The organism is uncultured Treponema sp. (assembly GCF_945873775.1).
GTDB lineage: Bacteria > Spirochaetota > Spirochaetia > Treponematales > Treponemataceae > Treponema_D.
This window is the reverse complement of the sequence record NZ_CAMCEC010000008.1, coordinates 1-18226: the sequence shown is the minus strand read 5'-3', so window position 1 is coordinate 18226 and position 18226 is coordinate 1. Positions and strand designations below refer to the sequence as shown.

Sequence of the window (18226 nt, the reverse complement as noted above, 5' to 3'; positions counted from 1 at the left end):
GTCAAAAATTAAAACAGAACAACGTATATAATATAGAAGAAAAAATGCTTTGCTCCAAGCGCAATTTTAAGCGCGCCAAGATTCGTGATTTTTGTTGAAGGCCCCGTAAGCATAAAAGCCGCCGCGCTTCCCGCGCTCATTCCTTCACTAAGCCATTGCTGCAAAAGAAGAATCGTGCCGCCGCCGCAAACGTAAAGCGGAACTCCGACAGTCGCCGCCATAAGAACGCCGAACGCCTCGTTTCCTTTTCCAAAAATTTTCGCCATCGCGTCCGCAGGAACATAACGCTGAAAAACAGCAGAAAGCACAATTCCAAGCAAAAACATCGGAGCGGTCGCCTTTACGTTGCGCCCAAGATTTTTTACAAGCCGAAAGAAAATGTTCGGGTCTATGTCGTGATTGTGCGGCTCGTCAAAAGATGAAAAATCAAAGTAGGAAGAGCGTTCATTTTTGCAGTAAAAAACACGGACAAGAAGCCCGGCGACAATTCCCATCAGAAAACAGCTTGCAATCCGCACGAAAAGCATTGTCCGCCCAAGAGCCGCCGAATAAATAATCAGCTGAGGATTCAGAAGAATCGAGCTCATCATAAACGCGGCAAGAAAATCGTCCTTTATTCCCTTTCGTGAAAAAGCAGCGCAGATTGGAATTGTTCCATACATACAGAGCGGGCTTGCGATTCCCAAAACAGAAGCGAAAACAATTCCAGCAATTCCCGGAACTTTTGCGCCAAGAATTTCCGCCGCCCTATGAATGTAGTTTTTCGCAAAAACCGATACCGCAGAGCCAATCAACATTCCAAGCACCCAGTACCAGAAAATCTGACGCAGCTGCAGGTCAAAATAATACCAAAGATAAACCGCTTCTCGCTGAATAATTTCTAACATTTATTTTTCCGCTTCCACATTCACAATGCCTGAAAGATTTTTTATATTCTCCGCGCCGCTGACAGATTTTCCAAGAATAAAAAGTCCGGGATATTCATTGAATTTTCCGTAAAAAAGAACGACATTTCCCCAGGGTGAAAAATACGCCAACGTTCCTGAATCGCCTGAGCCTTCAACTCCGTTTTTTAGCGGAAGTTTTTCTTTCGGATAAAATATTTTTTCGTTTGTGCTGTAGTTTTCAATCTGTACTTCAAGCGGAAGCTGACTGTAAAGCGATTTGCTCTGCTCGCTTGAGTTCAGTTCATAAATGATTTTATTTTTTCCGTCTGAAACGCTGATTTTCATGATTTCCCCATTTACGGTTACGGCATTTTCCGCAAAGGCGCACGAGCTCGCCGCCAAAGCAGCACCGAATAAAAATAAAAGCAATTTTTTTTTCATACGTTGCGCCTCCAAACTCCATGTCATTATCGGGCTTGCCCCTGTGATGTTTTTAAAAGAAACTCGGCCGATAATCTAAATACATACGTTTATAGATTGCCGTATCAAGTACGGCAATGACATTTTGAACCTTATTAAACCACTATTTAATCTCAACAAGCCTGTAGTTTCTTGTGCCTTTTCCAAGTCCGATTTCCGCGGCGTGCTCCAAAGCGTGGCGGCCGTTTCTCTGTTCAATTCTGTTTATGAGGGATTTTGCGGAATCTCCTTCCTTGTTCTTGTAAGTGTAAATCATATCGATTGCAGCCTGGTCAATTGCAAGCGGGTCTGTTGAAGCAAGAATTCCGATGTCTTTCATTTCTGGCTCGTGAGGACGGCCGTTGCAGTCGCAGTCAATTGAAATGCGGTTCATAACATTCACAAATGCGATTCCTTTTTCGTTTCCCATGTAGTCGCAAACGCCTTTTGCAGCTTCCGCCATGCTTTCAGTGAACAAATCCTGATTCGCAGAGCCTTGAGTAAATCCCCAAAAGCCGCTGTCCAGACTTCTTCCGCCTGAATGAATCAAAGCCTTGCCGGATTTTTTTGATGAAGTTCCGCTTCCAAATCCGATTGAAAGATTCTTGATTGCGCCGCCGAATCCTGCCATTGCGTGTCCCTTAAAGTGCGACAAAACCAAATACGAATCGTAATTCTTAAAATGCGAACCGACGTAATCGACTTTCAAGTTTTTTCCGCCGTTCACAGGAATCTCCAACTCTCCGTCCTCGTCAAGCAAATCAAAAGGCGCGATGTCCAAAAATCCGTGGTCTTTCACAACCTGCTTGTGCATCGCATTTGATGCGCGGCTTCCGCCGTAGGCTGTGTTACATTCAACGATTGTTCCAGAAAGCTCGTCCTTTACAAGTTTTCCAATCAAAGAAGGACGAAGATAATTTGAAGCAGGAGGCTCGCCAGTGCTGATTTTTACACCGACTTTTCCGTGCGGCTGCCAGCCCATCGCCTTGTAGACTTTCACAAGACTTTCAGGCGTAATTTCGCACGTAAAATAAACAACCGGCGCGTTTTTATCCGAAGTTTCATAAGTCTTGTAGTTTTCAGCCTGAGCAAAAAGCGCAACTGCAGAAACCAAAACCGCAAGCAAAGAAATAATCCGTTTTTTCATGTTTTTCATAATTCCCCCAAAGCGTGGTAAAAAAAATCTGTATAAAAATAGAATGAATTAAAGCCGAATTAGTTACAAACTGTAACTAAAAATATATTTAATACAATTAACGTAAGTTGTCAATAATCTAAATTGATTAAATAAATTGAAAAATCACTTGCTGGTCAAGAGAATTACAGTAACGCAAGGAGAAATTGCTTACGGACAGCGAGCGCTATTATAACGTTTTATGAAATTATGTGCGGTCGGTAAACGTTAAAATAACGCTGAATGAAAATGCTTGTGGTCAAAGAAAATCAAAATAACGTTTGAAGAAATTGCGTCAGGTCAAGAAACGTCATTTTAACGTTTTATAAAATTACGTGCGGAAAGCAAACGTTAAAATGACGCTGAATAAAAGTGCTTGCAGTCAAGAAAAATCGCTTCTTCCCCTACTTCCGTTTTACAGGAATCCAGATTGCGCTTTTGTAGTCCTCGCCGTTCATCGAGTCGCAGTCGTACCATTCGATGTTGTAGCCTGCCGACATCTCGTAGTCGGGATTGCCAGGAAGCCATTCCCTGAAGATTCGCGTGTTCACGCTCTGAAGGGCATTCGGCACCGGGCCGACGCAACTGAACTTTGCCCATTCCAAGTCCGGGAACTCAAAGAGCGTCATTCCGGCCGGAACTTTGCCGCCGCAGTATTTTCCTGCAACCAGATAGCGGAACTTTCCGCCGCCGATGTCGTCAATGCACACTCCGTACTCGCCGACGCAGTTTTCCTTGACCGCACGCCCAATCTCCGACAAGTCCTTTTTTCCGCTCCAGACCGCGCCAAGATATTTCTCGCGAAGCTCGTCCCAGAATTTCGGAATCTCGGAGTATGAAGTTTCCGGGTCAAAAATCCTCTCAAAGCCAATCACCTTGAAGCCGAACATCGGGCTTACCGCAAAGTCAAGTTTTTCCATTTTGTTTCCTCCTGTGATGGAAATCGTGATTTTCAGCGGAAGAAAAACGTGAAGCGACTCAGGCGAATTTTTTAACTGAACCGGCGAAACTCCGTGAAATCTCGTGAACGCGCGCGTAAAGCTTTCGGGAGTCTCGTAGCGGTACTTGAGCGCAATGTCAATCACTTTTTCCTTTCCGCCCAGAACGTCAAGAGCCGCAAGATAAAGCCGCCTGTTCCTGATGTACTCGGCTGGCGTCATCTCGGTCAGAATCTTGAATCCGCGCTGAAAGTAGAACGGAGACATAAAGATTTCCGCCGCAACGTCATCGGCAGAAATTCCGTCGCAAAGATGAGCCTCCATAAAAGCGATTGACTTTTTCATCGCCGTAAGCCATTCCATTTTCTTCCCCTAAAAAAGTTTTTTTATGTGCCGCGACATTCCCCAGCCTTGCCGATTCGCGGCACATCATCAGGATAAATCAGAATCAAAATCCGCTCCTGACATTTTCTGCACAGTTTTGTCATGCGTCAAGGGGGGGGCAAATACGGAATCGCAATAATTTTACAAGGAGAAAATGCGTTGGGCGACTTGTGAAAACTTAGTTACACAATATATTTTTCTGTCTGAACTGAAAGTTCCTTTGCAAACTTTTTGTTTTCAGAAGCCATGCCGATAAGTTTGTCCGCATTGGAATTTATTATTTGAGTAGATTTTTTTATTTCGTCAGTTTTTGAAGACAAATTTTGAGCGGCGTTTTCAAGTTCCTTTACTTGTGCAACGACATTTTCAATTCCTGAATTCATTTGCTTTGAATTTTCAATTATAGTATGCGTTGTATCCTTTATGTTTCCGAGAGCATCTACAATCTGCTTGCTTCCGATTGACTGCTCTTCCATAGATGAACGAATTTCTGTGATTAAAGAATCATCGCTTGAAATTTGATTTACGATTTCACCAAATGTAAGACCTGCGCTACTTGCCGCATTTGTAACTTCGTCAATGTTTTCAATTACGGAAGAAAGCGTCTGCTTTATGTAATGCGACTGCTCCGTTGTGTTTTCAGAAAGCTTGCGGATTTCTTCAGCGACAACTGCGAAACCTTTTCCTGCTTCACCTGCGTGCGCGGCTTCGATTGCGGCGTTCATGGCAAGAAGATTTGTTTGCTGGGCAACAGACTCAATTACTTTGTTTGTGTCCAAAAGTTTTTTAGATTCAGCTGAAACAGAATCTATGAGCTTTATTACATTTTCTATTTTGTTTTTTCCGTCTTCTGAATCCGAAGAAAGCTTGTTGAAGCTGTTGCCGAATTTATCAATGTTTTCTGTAATTGACTTTATGTTTGAAATCATTTCCTCTACAGCCGCGGAACTTTGGGAAAGAGCATCGTTTTGATCATGAATCTGCGCGGAAAGCTGATTTGTAATTGAACTCATTTTTCCCATTGTGCCGACTGTAAGTGAAACTGTGTCCAGCTGCATTTTTGCCTGGTCTGCAAGTTCTAAGGAATTGTCAGAAATTTGCTTTATCTCTGATGAAATTCCAGAGCTGTTTTCGTTCAGATTTTCAGCAACTTGGTTTAGCGAAACGATGTTCTGCTTTGAAACGGCGACCATTTTGTTTATTGATTCTGTGAAAGCGTTTATGCTGCGCCTCATTTTGCTGATTTCATTTTTTCCTTTTTGTGTTGAAAGTCTAAGCGTAAGATTTCCAGCTGCCATTTTTTCAAGAATGCGCGCGGTTTCTTCAATCGGCTTTGAAAATTTTTTGGAGAAGAAAAGGCTTACAAAAATTGCGGCGACCAGCACAACTGCCATTGTTTCAAAAATGTAAAGCAGAAGTTTTGAAAAGTGCGTTCTGACTTCATTTTCAATTTGCTGAAGCTCAACGTTTATGTCGTCATAATAATTTCCGCTGCTCACAATCCAGTTCCATGGCTTGAACAGCATTGAATATGTTCTTTTTGGAGCGACTGTTATTCCGTCCGACTTTGTAAAATAAAATTCACTGAAGCCGCCTTCTTCGCTTGCATTTACAACGCTGAGAATTTTCTGAATTATTGTTACGCCGTTCTTGTCTGTAAGATCTTTGCGGTTCTGTCCTTCGTTCTGCGGAAGAATCGGATGGGCAATCAATGTGCAGTCTGTCGCGTCAATCCAAAAGTAGCCGGAACTGTCGTCTCCGTAGCGGATATTTTTTATAACTTTGATTGCTTCTTTTTGAGCCTGTTCATGCGAAAGAGTTCCGTTTTGCTCTTCTTCATAAAAAGTTTTTAAAATTGAAACTGCATTTTGAATTTGAAATTTCACAGAATCATCGTAGCCTTTCATGCGTTCTGACCTTACGCTTTCTGTGCTGAACTTTTGGATTTTTCCAATTCCGATTTTTAAAGTGCTGATTATTCCGATGCTGGCAACTGCTATGAGAGAAATGCAAAATGCAAGAACTATGGTTTTTATAGATTTCATTTGTAAATCCTACCTTCAAAGTTGATAATATATCTTGTCAATATTTTTGTAAATATATTTACTGAATAGAATTAAAAAGTTCTAAATTGTATAATTATTTATAAGTATCTTCATAATTTGTTAGCTTTTTATTAATGCAATGTTAAACAGGAGTTTTATTTTGAAAATCGCACTTATTTAGGGAAGCTAGCAGAAAGACAAAATCTCTTGATTTTATAACGTTGGAATATTTATAATCTTTCACTATGGAAAAAAATCTTACTTCGGGCAGCGTTTTTAAAAATGTTGTCTGTTTTTCTTTGCCTTTTCTTCTTTCATATTTTTTGCAGACTCTTTACGGAATGGCGGATCTTTTTATAATCGGGCAGTTTGGAGGTGTGGAGCAAACTACTGCTGTTTCAATAGGAAGCCAAGTCATGCACATGATTACGGTTATGATTGTGGGACTTTCGATGGGTTCTACAGTTATAATTGCAAGGGCGGTTGGCGCGGAAGATAAAAAATCTGCCTCACGCACGGTTGGAAATACCGCAACGCTTTTTATGCTGATTTCTGTTGCTCTTGCTTTGACTCTGCTTCTTTTTGCGCGTCGGATTGTTTTTGCAATGTCTACACCTGAACAGGCAGTTAATGGAACTTTTCTTTATCTTTCAATTTGCTTTGCAGGGATTCCTTTTATTACAGCGTACAATATAATCAGTTCGATTTTCCGTGGGCTTGGAGATTCAAAAAGCCCAATGTATTTTATTGCGGTTGCTTGCGTTGCAAATATAATTTTCGATTACATTTTTATGGGCGCGCTGAAACTTGGACCTGCTGGAGCTGCACTTGGAACAACACTTTCTCAGGCTGTAAGCGTGGCGATTGCGTTGGCTGTAATCATAAAACGAAAACTTATTTCTGTTGAACGCAGTGATTTTGTTTTGCGCCGTGAAATTGTCTTGCCTGTTTTGAAGATTGGTTTTCCTGTTGCAATGCAAGATGGATTTATTCAGATTTCTTTTATTTTGATTACCATAATTGCAAACAGACGAGGACTTGCAGATGCCGCCGCTGTTGGAATTGTTGAAAAAATAATGAGCTTTATGTTCCTTGTTCCTTCGTCAATGCTTTCAACTGTTTCTGCGCTTGCTTCTCAAAATATCGGAGCAAAAAAATATGACCGTGCAAATTCCACGTTGCGCTTTGCATCTTTTATTGCAACCGGATTTGGACTTGTGATGGCTGTTTTGATTCAGTTTTCAGCTTCTTCTTTTGTAGCTCTTTTTACTGCGGATTCTGTTGTAATTGCTTTGGGTGCTCAATATTTGCGCGGTTACATCTGGGACTGTTTTCTTGGCGGAATACATTTTAGCTTTAGCGGATATTTTTGCGCGCTTGGAAAATCTGGAATTTCATTTTTGCATAACTTGCTTTCGATTGTGCTTGTCCGTGTGCCCGGCGCATATTTTATGTCAAAACTTTTTCCTGAGAACTTGTTTCCGATGGGAATTGCAACGGCGTGCGGCTCTTTGCTTTCGGTAATAGTTTGTGTAATTGCATTTTGCATTCTTAGGAAAAGAAACTTTAGATTATAGTGTAATTCCCATGGCAGCAAGTTTGTCATCGTTTTTTTTGTCATTGCCGTGCTTGACACGGCAATCTTTCCAATGGATTATCAACCGAGTTTCTTTCAGAAACATCGCAGGGTCAAGCCCGATAATGACAGTCTGGCAGTCTTTTTGGGATTACATTTTTTCCGTCGGTTTTGCGCTGCCAATTTCCGTTCTGTCTTTTTTCAGATAGAAGAGCGTGATTGCAAGCGTGAGGATTTCCGTTGCGGGCGAGGTGAGCCACACTCCGTTCATGCCGAATAATGCCGGAAGAACAAAGATTGCGGCAAGAAGAATCACAAGTCCGCGTGCACTTGAAATCACCGCCGACTCTTTTGCTTTTCCGATTGACGTAAAGTAGAACGAGGCGATTGCGTTGAATCCGCACAGAACAAAGTCCCACATAAAAATCAGAATTCCGCTTTTTATCATCTGCTGAACCGCCGTGTCGCTCACAAAAATTCTGCTGTACCAGCCTGAGCCGAATCCGACAAACGCGACTGTCGCGCATCCTGCCGCAAGCACAAGAAGAACTGTCCGCGTAAAAAGATTTCGTGCCAAAAGTTTTTCCTTTGCACCGTAGACAAAGCTTGCAAGCGGAGCCATTCCCTGTCCGAATCCGCAGACAATCATGCTGAAAACGTAAGCCGTGTAGCCTACGACCGTGAACGCTGTAACTCCGTCAACTCCAATCCGCTTCATAATCACAAAGTTGTAAGCCGCCATGCTGATGCACATTGAAAGTTCGCCGATGAATTCCGAAAGTCCGTTGAGCATTGTGCTTTTGAAAATCTTGCGGTCAAAACGGAACTTGACGAATTTGAACACACGCGCCTTTTTCGCAAAGTAAGCCACAAGAAAAGCGAATCCCAGAACTGCCGAAACAAGAGAAGCCGCCGCAATTCCGCGAACTCCAAATCCGAATACTGCCGTAAAAAGCCAGTCGAGCAGAATGTTCAGCACACAGGTGAAAGCCGTAACGCCCATGTAGAACTGCGGACACCCTTCCGCACGCACGAACATTCCAAGCGAGGCGTTCACGGTCATAACCGGAAGCTCAAAAAGAAGAATTGCATAATATTGAAGAAAATATTGCGCGACATCTCCTTTTGCGCCAAGAACGGCAAGAATCGTCCGCAAAAGAAAAAACATGACCACGCTCAAAAGAACGGAAGATGCCGCACAGGTTGCAATCGTCTGGCTGAAAACAGAACGGCAGCTTTTTTCGTCCTTTCTTCCCATCAACATTCCGGCAATAACCGAGCCGCCCACCGAAACCATAAGCCCAGTCGCAAGAAAAAGATAGATAATCGGAAGCCCCAGATTCACCGCCGCAATCGCGTCCTTGTGGATAAAGTTTCCCATAAAAAATCCGTCCGCCACATTTATGAGCGAAGTGAGCACCATGCTGATTATCGCCGGAACAGAAAAAGCCAGAATCGCACGAGTTTTTCCCGCGCGGATTAAGTCAACGTTCATAGAATTCATAAATACCCCTAAGTAAAAAAGAGAAAATTGTTTGAATTGATTTCCGCGCGCCGGAATCGTTTATGCTTCTTATATTACAGAAAAGAATAATTTTATACTTATGAATTCTTGCTTTTTTAGAATGGATTTGTGAAATAGAAGTTGAAAATGCGGTGGTTGAACTTGTCGTAGCTTGAACCTATAGGGTAACCACCGGATGTAATGGATGTGCTCATTTCGACAGGCTCAATGGGCAGTTTTTCATACAAATCATGGCAACTCTTTTTACACTTCCGCATTATTTTTGACTTTATTGCTGCTAACCGGATGCATGACAGAGAAAGACGGCGACTCTGAAAATCAAAGCTGCCGTTTCAAATGGGTGTGTCAAGTCATCTGTGGTACGACGACTTTTTTTTCTTTTGCCGTCGTGCAGCAAAGTACCTCTTATCGAATAGAAAGGAAAGTTACTCTTTTTCTTCTGCGGGAGCGACCTTAGCGTATCCGTCCCAAGCAAATAGCGCTTCTTTGCTTTCGTCGGCAAGCATCTTGTCGATGTTGCAGAGGTACAGATAATGATCGCCGGATTCCACAGTTTTCTCCAGCGTGACCTCAAAGGCAATGCGGCTATCTTCAGGGATCTGAATATCCGTCCCCTCAATGCTCTGCAAGGCAATAGGCGTTTGGGCCAGTTTGTCCTTTTTGCCGCCGTTGGCGCTGCCGTAGGCCATAACTGCGTCTTTCAGGCTGACACCGGGGGCGGCCAAAACAGCCTTGCCGGTTCTGCGGATGTTTTCACCGCTGTTGGCTGCCTTGCCCATCGCAAAGGCCAGCATAGGCGGATTGAAAGAGGCATACATGAAGAAAGATAAGGGTGCCATATTCAGTTTGCCGTCCTCTTTCTTTGTGCAGACAAGCACGAGCGGATCAGGGGAGGTCAGAGCCGTTGCCTGACCGATGTTAATTTCGTTCATAGTAAAACTCCTTATATTTTTATTGCCGAAACGCTTGATTTCGTTCGGTAGTCTTATTATACTAGGATAGTTTTATAAATCAAGTACGCAGATTATTCTGACTGAGTACGAAATATCATACTAAAGGAACGATTCAATGAGCAAAGAAATGTCTTATGCGGAATATATGGAGCTTGTTCATAACGGCATTACCACGCAGGCTGGAAACTGCCCTGTGACACCGCTTTTGGAAATGCTGCAAGGCCGCTGGAAGTTTCAGATCATTTATGAGCTGTGCATCCAAAGCCCAATCCGCTTCGGAGAGCTGAAAAAGGCGCTGGGCGGCATTACGAATACCATGCTGACTTCCTCTCTGCGGGAATTGGAGCAGGACGGTTTGGTTGACCGGGTACAATTCAACGAGATACCGCCCCATGTGGAATACTCGCTTTCTGACAAAGGGAAAGATTTACTGCCGGTCTTTTACGAAATGACAAAATGGGGCTTTAAGTATTTGGAGTAAAACAATGATCAATAAAATGCTGATTCGTGGAGCGAAAGTCCACAACCTTAAAAACATTGATGTAGATGTTCCGCTAGGTAAAATTGTAGGAATTGCGGGTGTGTCCGGCTCCGGCAAATCCTCACTGGCACTGGGTGTACTGTACGCTGAGGGATCACGCCGCTACCTCGAAGCTCTGTCCACCTACACCCGCCGAAGAATGACGCAGGCATCCAAAGCCAGCGTAGATGAGGCACTGTATGTCCCTGCTGCACTGGCGCTGCATCAGCGTCCCGGCGTACCGGGTATCCGCAGCACTTTCGGCACAGGGACAGAGCTATTGAACAGCCTGCGGCTGATGTATTCCCGCCTTGCCAACCACCGCTGCCCGAATGGGCATTATATGAAACAGTCATTGGCTGTCGCCGCAGGAAAAGAACTCATTTGTCTGGAGTGCGGCGCTCATTTTTACGCACCGTCTGCCGAGGAATTAGCGTTCAATTCTCAAGGCGCCTGTAAGACCTGTGGTGGCACAGGCCGCGTCCGAACCGTAGATATGGCAAGTCTTGTGCCGGATGACACACTTAGCATTGACGAGGGCGCAGTCGCTCCGTGGAATAGACTGATGTGGTCGCTGATGACCGATGTGTGCCGTGAAATGGGTGTGCGTACCGATGTGCCGTTCCGTGATTTGACCGCAGAAGAAAAAGAGATCGTCTATCACGGGCCGGCTGTGAAGAAGCATATTCTTTACAAAGCAAAGAACTCCAATCAGGCGGGAGAACTTGATTTCACCTACTACAATGCCATTTACACCGTGGAAAACGCACTTGCCAAGGTCAAGGATGAAAAGGGTATGAAGCGGGTAGAAAAGTTTTTGAAAGAGGATATTTGTCCGGAGTGCCACGGCACACGCCTTTCAGATACTGCCCGTGCTCCGAAACTGCGGGGGATTTCTTTGGATGAAGCCTGCACAATGACTTTGTCCCGGCTGGCAGAGTGGGTGCGGGGTGTCCCAGGAAGTCTGCCGGAAGAAATGCGCCCGATGGCTGAAAGTATTTGTGAGGCGTTCCAAAGTACCGCCAAACGGCTGATGGATCTGGGGCTGGGCTATCTGACGCTTGACCGTTCTGCGTCTACACTTTCCACCGGTGAGCGCCAGCGGATGCAGCTTGCCCGTGCTGTCCGCAACCGTACAACAGGGGTTTTGTATGTGTTGGACGAACCATCCATCGGTCTGCACCCAGCCAACATTGTAGGACTGACCGGTGTGATGCACGCTTTGGTAGCGGACGGAAATTCCGTCATTTTGGTAGATCATGACACCCAGATTTTGAAAGAAGCCGACTGGATCATAGAAATGGGACCGGAGGCAGGTGCAAAAGGCGGTCATGTGATTGCTGAGGGGTCAATTCCAACCATTGAAGAAAGCCCGGTTTCGCAGATCGGACCATTCCTCTCCGGCAAGGCTGAAACAAGGCTGCGCACCCGCGCCGCAGAAAATGATCTGTTTGCAAACGGAACGATTCATCTGTCTACCTCTCAAATCCATACGGTCAAACCGTTAGAGGTAGATATTCCAAAAGGGCGGCTCACTGTTGTGACCGGTGTGTCCGGCTCCGGCAAGACAACAATGGTGCTGGAAAGTCTTGTTCCGGCGCTGGAAGCAAGCATCAACGGCAGCGCTATGCCTGAGCATATCCGCACGGTCAACGCCGAGGGTATTCAGCATATCAAGCTCATTGATGCCACACCAATCGGGATCAATGTTCGCTCAACCGTTTCCACCTATGCAGGTGTTCACGATGAACTGCGAAAGCTGTATGCAAAATCTGCTGACGCAAAGGAAAAAGGTTATAAAGCAAGTGACTTTTCTTATAACACCGGCTCTCTTCGCTGCCCCGGCTGCGACGGAACAGGTGTTGTCAGTTTGGATGTTCAATTTCTGCCGGATGTCAACATTCCTTGCCCGGATTGTCGAGGCTCACGCTATGCAAGAGCTGCTTATGATGTGAAGCTCACAAATAAAGCTGGCAAATGCGTTTCTTTGCCGGAGTTGATGGATATGGATGTAAATTCCGCTATTGACTTCTGCAAGGACATGAAAACCGTCAGCCAAAGGCTGAACATTCTGAAACAGCTCGGCCTCGGCTATCTGACACTCGGCGAAGAAACACCGAGTTTGTCTGGCGGTGAAGCGCAGCGTTTGAAGCTGGCAAGTGAGATTGGCAAGACACAGGAAGATTCCGTTTTTGTGTTTGACGAGCCGTCTATCGGCCTGCACCCGCTGGATGTACGGGTATTGCTTGGTGTTTTTCAGGCACTCATTGACAACGGTGCGACCGTCATTGTTATCGAGCATGACCTTGATGTGATCCGAAACGCCGATTATGTAATCGACATGGGACCGGGCGGAGGTGAAGCAGGCGGACAAATCGTGGCCAGCGGAACTCCGGAGGAGATACAGAATAATGAGGGGAGCATTACCGGGAGGTATCTATAAAAACGGCTGAAAAGGTGAATATTGATACCAGGTGTCTTGCTTTTTTGAAATTCTATTCAATCGGAAAGCACAGGTCGATTTCCATGTAGGTTGCGTCGTCGTTCACGTAAATGTATTTGTCGAATCCCATGCGCTCTGCGAATTTTGCGCTGGTTTTTGGAAACCACACGTTGAACATATTCTGGTACGCTGCGTAGATTTCCTTGTGGCTTCCCTTAAAGTGGTAGACCGCGAATTTTCCGCCCGGAATTACGCACGTGTTCTCAAGCGGGCAGTCCTTTTCCGCCTCGATGCACAAATCGTAAAGGCAGCGGTTCTCGTCCGAAACTGAAGGATCGTCAAAAGTCCTCTCAAAGCAGATTGCGCCTTTTTTCGCAACCGGCTGATATTTTTCCATGAAAGTGCACCAGTCGTCTCTCATGTCGTGGTAGTTCCCGATTTTCCGCTCGTAAATTACAAAATAATCCGGAAGATTTTCAACCGTCACCTTTGCAGAAACTTCCTCAAAACTTGCAAGCCGTGCCTTTCCATTTTTTCCGCCGGAATCCGCCGCAGCATGAAAAAAATCGTGCTCAACCGACCGCCTCGCAAGCTCCTTCCTAAAATAGAACGGCGAAATTTTCTGCTGCTTCTTGAACGCCGGCACAAAGTTCGAAGGGCTGATTCCGTAGTCAAGGCAGATGTCGCTGATTGTTCTATCGCCGGTCTTTAGCTTCATCGTAATCTGTTCAAGGCGCATCCGCTTGATGAACGAATGGACGCTCTGCCCCGTGTACCGCTTGAATTCCCGGCAAAAATAAAATTTCGACCAGCCGCAGAAAGCCGCCACATCGTCAACCGAAATCTGGGCTGTCAGGTGAAGAAGAATATAGTCAATCGCCTTGTTAATTGTCTCTCGTGGAATCATGACAAAAGATTATAGCAGATATTTGCGATTGAGAAAGTGGGAGAACGTGGCGCGGAATTATTCCGTTTGTTGAAAGCGCATAATTTCTTCTTATGAAATAATTTCATTCGTTGCCCAACGCATTTTTTGGTCGTGAGAAAACTTTTATGCGCCGCCCAACTCGTTTTCTGCTCGTGCGAAAATTTTTACGGTTTGCCCAACGTGTTTTCTACTCATGCGAAAAATTTCACGAGCCGCCCAACGCATTTTCTGCTTATGAAATTTCTGCATTGCCCGGCAAAACGTGATTTCTTATTATGAAATTATTTCATCAAAACTTGCAATTTTTCTAAATAAAAAAAATACCCTCCACTTGATTTTTTTATGACGGGGGGGGTAGTATGTATTTATAAAACTATTCTAAAAGGAGTTTATTATGGCAAACGACAATTTTTGGCTCGGAGTCATGCTTGGAAGCTTATTCTCGAAAAACGGGAACAACGGAAAACAGAAAGGCGGATGCCTCGGAAAAATCATAGGCATTCTGATTGTTATCGGCATAGGAAATCTTGCTGTAAAGCATTACGGAATAAAAGGAATCCTAATACCAATCGCAATTCTGATTGCAGCTTTTGCATTGTTTGTCTTTCTCTCAATCAAAATGAGCTATGCAAAGGACACTGCGGCTTCCTTTTTTAATCTTTACAACGAAGGAAAGTATACCCAGGCGATTGAGTATATCGAGCAAGAGCCAGAAGCAAAAATTGAAAAAGTATTCAAGAAATATCCAGATGTAGCATTGGCAGCAGGCTTGTCCTACAGATTTGGCAGAGGCTGCGATGTAAATAAACAAAAAGCATTCGAGTATTTTGAAAAAGTCAAGGACAAAAGCAATGAGGCGGCAGGCTGCTATGGAGCAATGCTTATTACCGGTGAAGGCTGCAATGCCGATGCAAAAACAGGACTTATTTATTTAAAAAACGCAGTTGTAAGAAATGTTCCTTATGCCTGCTATGAATATGGAAAACTTTTATTCAACGGAGATTTCCTTGAGAAAAATGAAACTGACGGAAAAAAATTTCTCCGCATAGCTTCTGAAAACGGCGTACAGGAAGCAACGGACTTTCTTAACAATATATAAAAATGACGGAGAAAAAAATGAAGAAAGCAGCACTGCTGGCAGCAATAACAATTGCAATGGCGGCTCTCACAGCGGAAACTTTGCCGAACGGACAGAACGCACCAGTCCTGAAAATCACAAATGATGAGGAAGGAAACAAGGCGGCAGTGCTTGCCCAGCCTTTCGAGATTGAAACAAAATACGGAAACCTGACAGCTCCGGCAACTTCCACAGTCACTTTCTATGAGAACGGAAATGTAAAGTCAATGCAGCTTGAAGGCAGTCAAGAGATTGAAACGGAAGCCGGGAAATTCGCGGTAAACACAAGAGCTGAATTCTACGAGAGCGGAATCATAAAGCTCACTTTTCTTGAAGGCACTCAGCAACTTGAAACAAAAGCCGGAACATTCAACATAGCCGCAACTCCAAGCAGCGGAGCAGCACTCGCAAAAGACAAGCCTCTGATTTTCCACGAAAACGGAACTGTAACGTCAGCGTATCTTTACGGCTCGTCCGCGCCAGGCGAAAGAACAGCGACTGCAAAAACTCCAGACGGAGAAATGGAGATAAGAACAAGAAATTTCATAATATTCTATGAAAGCGGAAACCTTGAGAGCGCAGTTCCGGCGGACGGAAGCACCGCCGCGTTTCTTACAAAGCTGAAGTCAAACGCAAAATTCAACTCCGGCTCAACGCTGACTTTCTATGAGTCAGGAAAGCCGAAAAGCTTCACTCCGTCATCATCCTTAAAGCACCAGCTCGGATTCAGCACAAAGGCAAGAAGCGAGGTTGTAATCTCAGAGGACGGAAAAATAATCTCATGCATTCCCGACAGAGCCTCGACCTTGAAATTCAACGGAGAGTACTGGCACTTGTCTCCAAGCATGCCTTTCAAAAACTTTGAAGACAATTTCCCGGAAGAAATGACAGTTGACATGACTGACAAGCATTTTCTTTTCGGTCTGGAGCAGGCTGGAATTTATTTTGACCTTGAGGAGGGAACTCCAGTCATGCAGGGGAAAACAGTAAAAAGACCGGAATCAAGCGGAAGCGTTCCATACGGCGTAATCACGCTGAAATTTTTCAGCACAAAAACATTGAGAAGCGCGGTGTCGAGAAATCCATTTGTAGTCAAAGTCGGCGCAAATGGAATTTCCACAACGAATGTTGAATTCAATGAAAATTTCAGCCTGAAGAAAATTCTCCTGTCGCCTTATGCGGAAGTTCCGATGGAGACAACGACAGTGCAGGTTTCAACCGCTGAAAATCCAGATGTGAAAGTCGCGCGCAAAAAATACACAAGCTGCATTCTGCAGAAAGTCTAGTTCACAAACGGTCGCATAGGCTGCGCAATCGGAAGCTACTCGCAGGTTCTTCAGGGAAACAGTAAATACTACAGGCCTTTGAACTGCATTGCTCTTTTTGAGAACGGGAAAATAAAGGACATTGTTGCAAAAGGAGCAGAAAGCCTTACAGCAGCATCCGAACTTGTTTTTGACGAGAGCGGAAATCCTGCTGCCTACACTTCAAAAGACAGCCTCGGCAATGAAAGAACTTTTGAAATAAAATAGAAGCTAAAAAATGAATCTCCACAGATAGCAATCTGCTGTCCGCGGAGATTTTAAATTTATTAATGCATCAATCTTTCTATTATACAACCATTTCTTCTCCTGCTTTCATCACTTTCATGTCTTTTGTGAAAATCATTTTTACGGAAAATTTGAGCCATCTGGAGGGCGTTATTCCGTATCTGCGGCAGGTGATTTTCTTTGAAAGGAATTTTGAGAAAGCCGTTTTTTCTTTTTGCGGGATTTCAGTTTTTTTCACTTCTTTTTCTTCCGAATAGCCGAATTTGGCAAGCAGTTCCGGTGCGATGAATGACGCTATGCTCGTCGTAAAATCTTTTTCTTTTGTGCGGTTCGCCTCAAATCTCTTGGAGATGACGGTTTCAGTGTATGCTGACAACTTCGGCAGATTTTCAATTGAAGATTTGTCCGATTCCTGCATTTTGAAAAGAATTCTTGCCGTGTTGAATGCGTCCGCCAACGCGTTGTGTCTTTGACCTTTGAATTTCAGGTGGCAGAGTTTCATCGCCGCATCCAAAGAAAGAGTTTTTTCCGCATCAAGTCTTTTTCCGAAAGCAAGCTGCAGGTCGGCAAATGTCTCTAGAAATTCCCTGTATTCATCATGATTTTTTGCCTTCACATAAATTTCGTTCCAAAGCTGCTTGTAATCGCTGTCGCTCCAGCAGAAAGTCGTTATATCGTCTTTTCCAGCCCAAGAATAAAGTTTATAGAAAGCAGTTGAAAAACTGTCGGCGTGGGCAACCGTTTCGTCCGAGATTCCTGTTAGCTTTGTGATTTCTTCCGTAACGTGGCTGAAAACCGGCTTTACGTAAGATGCGAACTGGCTTATGCAATTAAAATTCTCATCAAGCATGACCGCTCCAATCTGAATCACTTCTCCAGCCATTCCTTTTACGGATTTGCGTTCCTTTGATGTAAGCTCGTTCATTTCAAGGTCAATGCAGATGTAGCGTTTTTTCTTTATTACAGGTTCTGCCTTTTTTGCCGATTGCATGTTTTTCCTTGTTGTGTCGTGAAGTTTTGCTGCAGCTTCCTGTTTTTTTAGCTTCTTGTCCATTTTTAGCAATGAGCGTTCGACCCAAAACTGATGGCTTGTCTGCCTGATTAAGGCGTCGCACTGTTTTCCGAGGCAGTTTTTTGTCTTGAGCTGCTTTGCTGTCAGATATGCTTTGTGAAATTCGCAATATCCGACACATCTGCAGAAATAGCTTTCTGTATTATACAGGCACTGGCAAATCTCCATAGGATCTGACGGAAATACAAAATCAGCCATAAAACCTCCGTTAAAACACCATTCAGCTTTGCAAACTGATTATAACCGGTCAATGCGACAAGGAATGTCGGTGGGGATTAAATTATCAGCTGAAATATCACATTATCGGAAGTAAAAATTAAATCAAATAATTAAAAAATGCACGAACTTTTATCTTGGAGTGTTGGCTTCCTCATATTCAACGACAATCTTTCCATCAATCTCTTCAATTTTATTTATGAAATATTTATCGTAATTTGTAGCCATTCGTTCCTTGCCGCTTATAACCATCATTCCATAATCAGCAATAAGCCAGTGGTCATAATCAGTCCAATTTGAAAACTCTTTTGTCATATTGAAATTATACATATTTAGCGAAGTAAATCAAGCGGGCTTGACGGCGCGGGACGCGCCCCCACTGGCGAAAAGAAAGCCCCCTCCAGTAGTCTGGAGGGGCATCGGGAGATGTATGAAAGAA

At 44.1% G+C, this 18226-nt stretch carries 16 protein-coding genes; 6 read left to right on the top strand and 10 right to left on the bottom strand.

What is annotated here, in order from left to right; all coding sequences use genetic code 11:
• Positions 1-8: 8 nt before the first annotated feature.
• From Q0N70_RS05600 to Q0N70_RS05580, 5 genes are all read right to left on the bottom strand, one after another.
• The gene (locus Q0N70_RS05600) at positions 9-887 is read right to left on the bottom strand and encodes a permease (RefSeq protein WP_294014711.1); all 879 of its coding nucleotides are present in this window, start codon (positions 885-887) and stop codon (positions 9-11) included.
• Positions 888-1328, bottom strand: coding sequence for a cyclophilin-like fold protein (locus Q0N70_RS05595; RefSeq protein ID WP_294014708.1), 441 nt, complete (start codon positions 1326-1328; stop codon positions 888-890). It lies immediately after the preceding gene.
• A 142-nt stretch (positions 1329-1470) separates the two neighbouring features.
• Positions 1471-2502 carry a DUF362 domain-containing protein gene (locus Q0N70_RS05590; RefSeq protein WP_294014705.1) on the bottom strand — a complete coding sequence of 344 codons (1032 nt, stop codon included), beginning with the start codon at positions 2500-2502 and terminating at the stop codon, positions 1471-1473.
• A 422-nt stretch (positions 2503-2924) separates the two neighbouring features.
• Positions 2925-3821, bottom strand: a complete 897-nt coding sequence (locus Q0N70_RS05585) for an AraC family transcriptional regulator (protein WP_294014701.1) — start codon at positions 3819-3821, stop codon at positions 2925-2927.
• Positions 3822-4024: 203 nt separating this feature from the next.
• A complete protein-coding gene (locus Q0N70_RS05580; protein ID WP_294014698.1) occupies positions 4025-5887 on the bottom strand; it encodes a methyl-accepting chemotaxis protein in 1863 nt (620 codons plus the stop codon).
• Between the two features lie 245 nt (positions 5888-6132).
• On the opposite strand from Q0N70_RS05580, the gene Q0N70_RS05575 reads away from it, so the two are divergent.
• The gene (locus tag Q0N70_RS05575; RefSeq protein ID WP_294014694.1) at positions 6133-7464 is read left to right on the top strand and encodes an MATE family efflux transporter; all 1332 of its coding nucleotides are present in this window, start codon (positions 6133-6135) and stop codon (positions 7462-7464) included.
• 150 nt (positions 7465-7614) lie between these two features.
• On the opposite strand, the gene Q0N70_RS05570 is transcribed toward Q0N70_RS05575, so the two are convergent.
• Positions 7615-8967, bottom strand: coding sequence for an MATE family efflux transporter (locus Q0N70_RS05570; RefSeq protein WP_294014690.1), 1353 nt, complete (start codon positions 8965-8967; stop codon positions 7615-7617).
• A 446-nt stretch (positions 8968-9413) separates the two neighbouring features.
• A complete protein-coding gene (locus Q0N70_RS05565) occupies positions 9414-9920 on the bottom strand; it encodes a flavin reductase family protein (RefSeq protein WP_294014658.1) in 507 nt (168 codons plus the stop codon).
• 136 nt (positions 9921-10056) lie between these two features.
• On the opposite strand from Q0N70_RS05565, the gene Q0N70_RS05560 reads away from it, so the two are divergent.
• The gene (locus tag Q0N70_RS05560; protein WP_294014655.1) at positions 10057-10422 is read left to right on the top strand and encodes a helix-turn-helix domain-containing protein; all 366 of its coding nucleotides are present in this window, start codon (positions 10057-10059) and stop codon (positions 10420-10422) included.
• A 4-nt stretch (positions 10423-10426) separates the two neighbouring features.
• Positions 10427-12904, top strand: coding sequence for an ATP-binding cassette domain-containing protein (locus Q0N70_RS05555; protein ID WP_294014652.1), 2478 nt, complete (start codon positions 10427-10429; stop codon positions 12902-12904).
• Positions 12905-12956: 52 nt separating this feature from the next.
• Here Q0N70_RS05555 and Q0N70_RS05550 read toward each other — a convergent pair whose 3' ends face one another.
• Complete coding sequence (locus Q0N70_RS05550; protein ID WP_294014649.1) at positions 12957-13811, bottom strand: GyrI-like domain-containing protein; 855 nt, start codon at positions 13809-13811, stop codon at positions 12957-12959.
• A 415-nt stretch (positions 13812-14226) separates the two neighbouring features.
• Between Q0N70_RS05550 and Q0N70_RS05545 the strand changes: the two genes are divergently transcribed.
• The 3 genes from Q0N70_RS05545 (at position 14227) to Q0N70_RS05535 (ending at position 16481) form a co-directional block, all read left to right on the top strand.
• Positions 14227-14931: a hypothetical protein gene (locus Q0N70_RS05545; RefSeq protein WP_294014646.1), complete on the top strand. Its 705-nt coding sequence runs from the start codon at positions 14227-14229 to the stop codon at positions 14929-14931.
• Positions 14932-14948: 17 nt separating this feature from the next.
• Positions 14949-16235, top strand: a complete 1287-nt coding sequence (locus Q0N70_RS05540) for a hypothetical protein (protein ID WP_294014643.1) — start codon at positions 14949-14951, stop codon at positions 16233-16235.
• Between the two features lie 78 nt (positions 16236-16313).
• Positions 16314-16481 carry a hypothetical protein gene (locus tag Q0N70_RS05535; RefSeq protein ID WP_294014640.1) on the top strand — a complete coding sequence of 56 codons (168 nt, stop codon included), beginning with the start codon at positions 16314-16316 and terminating at the stop codon, positions 16479-16481.
• A 79-nt stretch (positions 16482-16560) separates the two neighbouring features.
• Here Q0N70_RS05535 and Q0N70_RS05530 read toward each other — a convergent pair whose 3' ends face one another.
• Together Q0N70_RS05530 and Q0N70_RS05525 are read right to left on the bottom strand one after the other, a co-directional pair.
• Entirely contained in the window at positions 16561-17769 is a 1209-nt protein-coding gene (locus Q0N70_RS05530; RefSeq protein WP_294014638.1) for a 3'-5' exonuclease, read from the bottom strand.
• Between the two features lie 150 nt (positions 17770-17919).
• On the bottom strand, positions 17920-18102 hold the full coding sequence (locus tag Q0N70_RS05525) for a hypothetical protein (protein WP_041611977.1): 183 nt from the start codon (positions 18100-18102) through the stop codon (positions 17920-17922).
• Between the last annotated feature and the right edge of the window lie 124 nt (positions 18103-18226).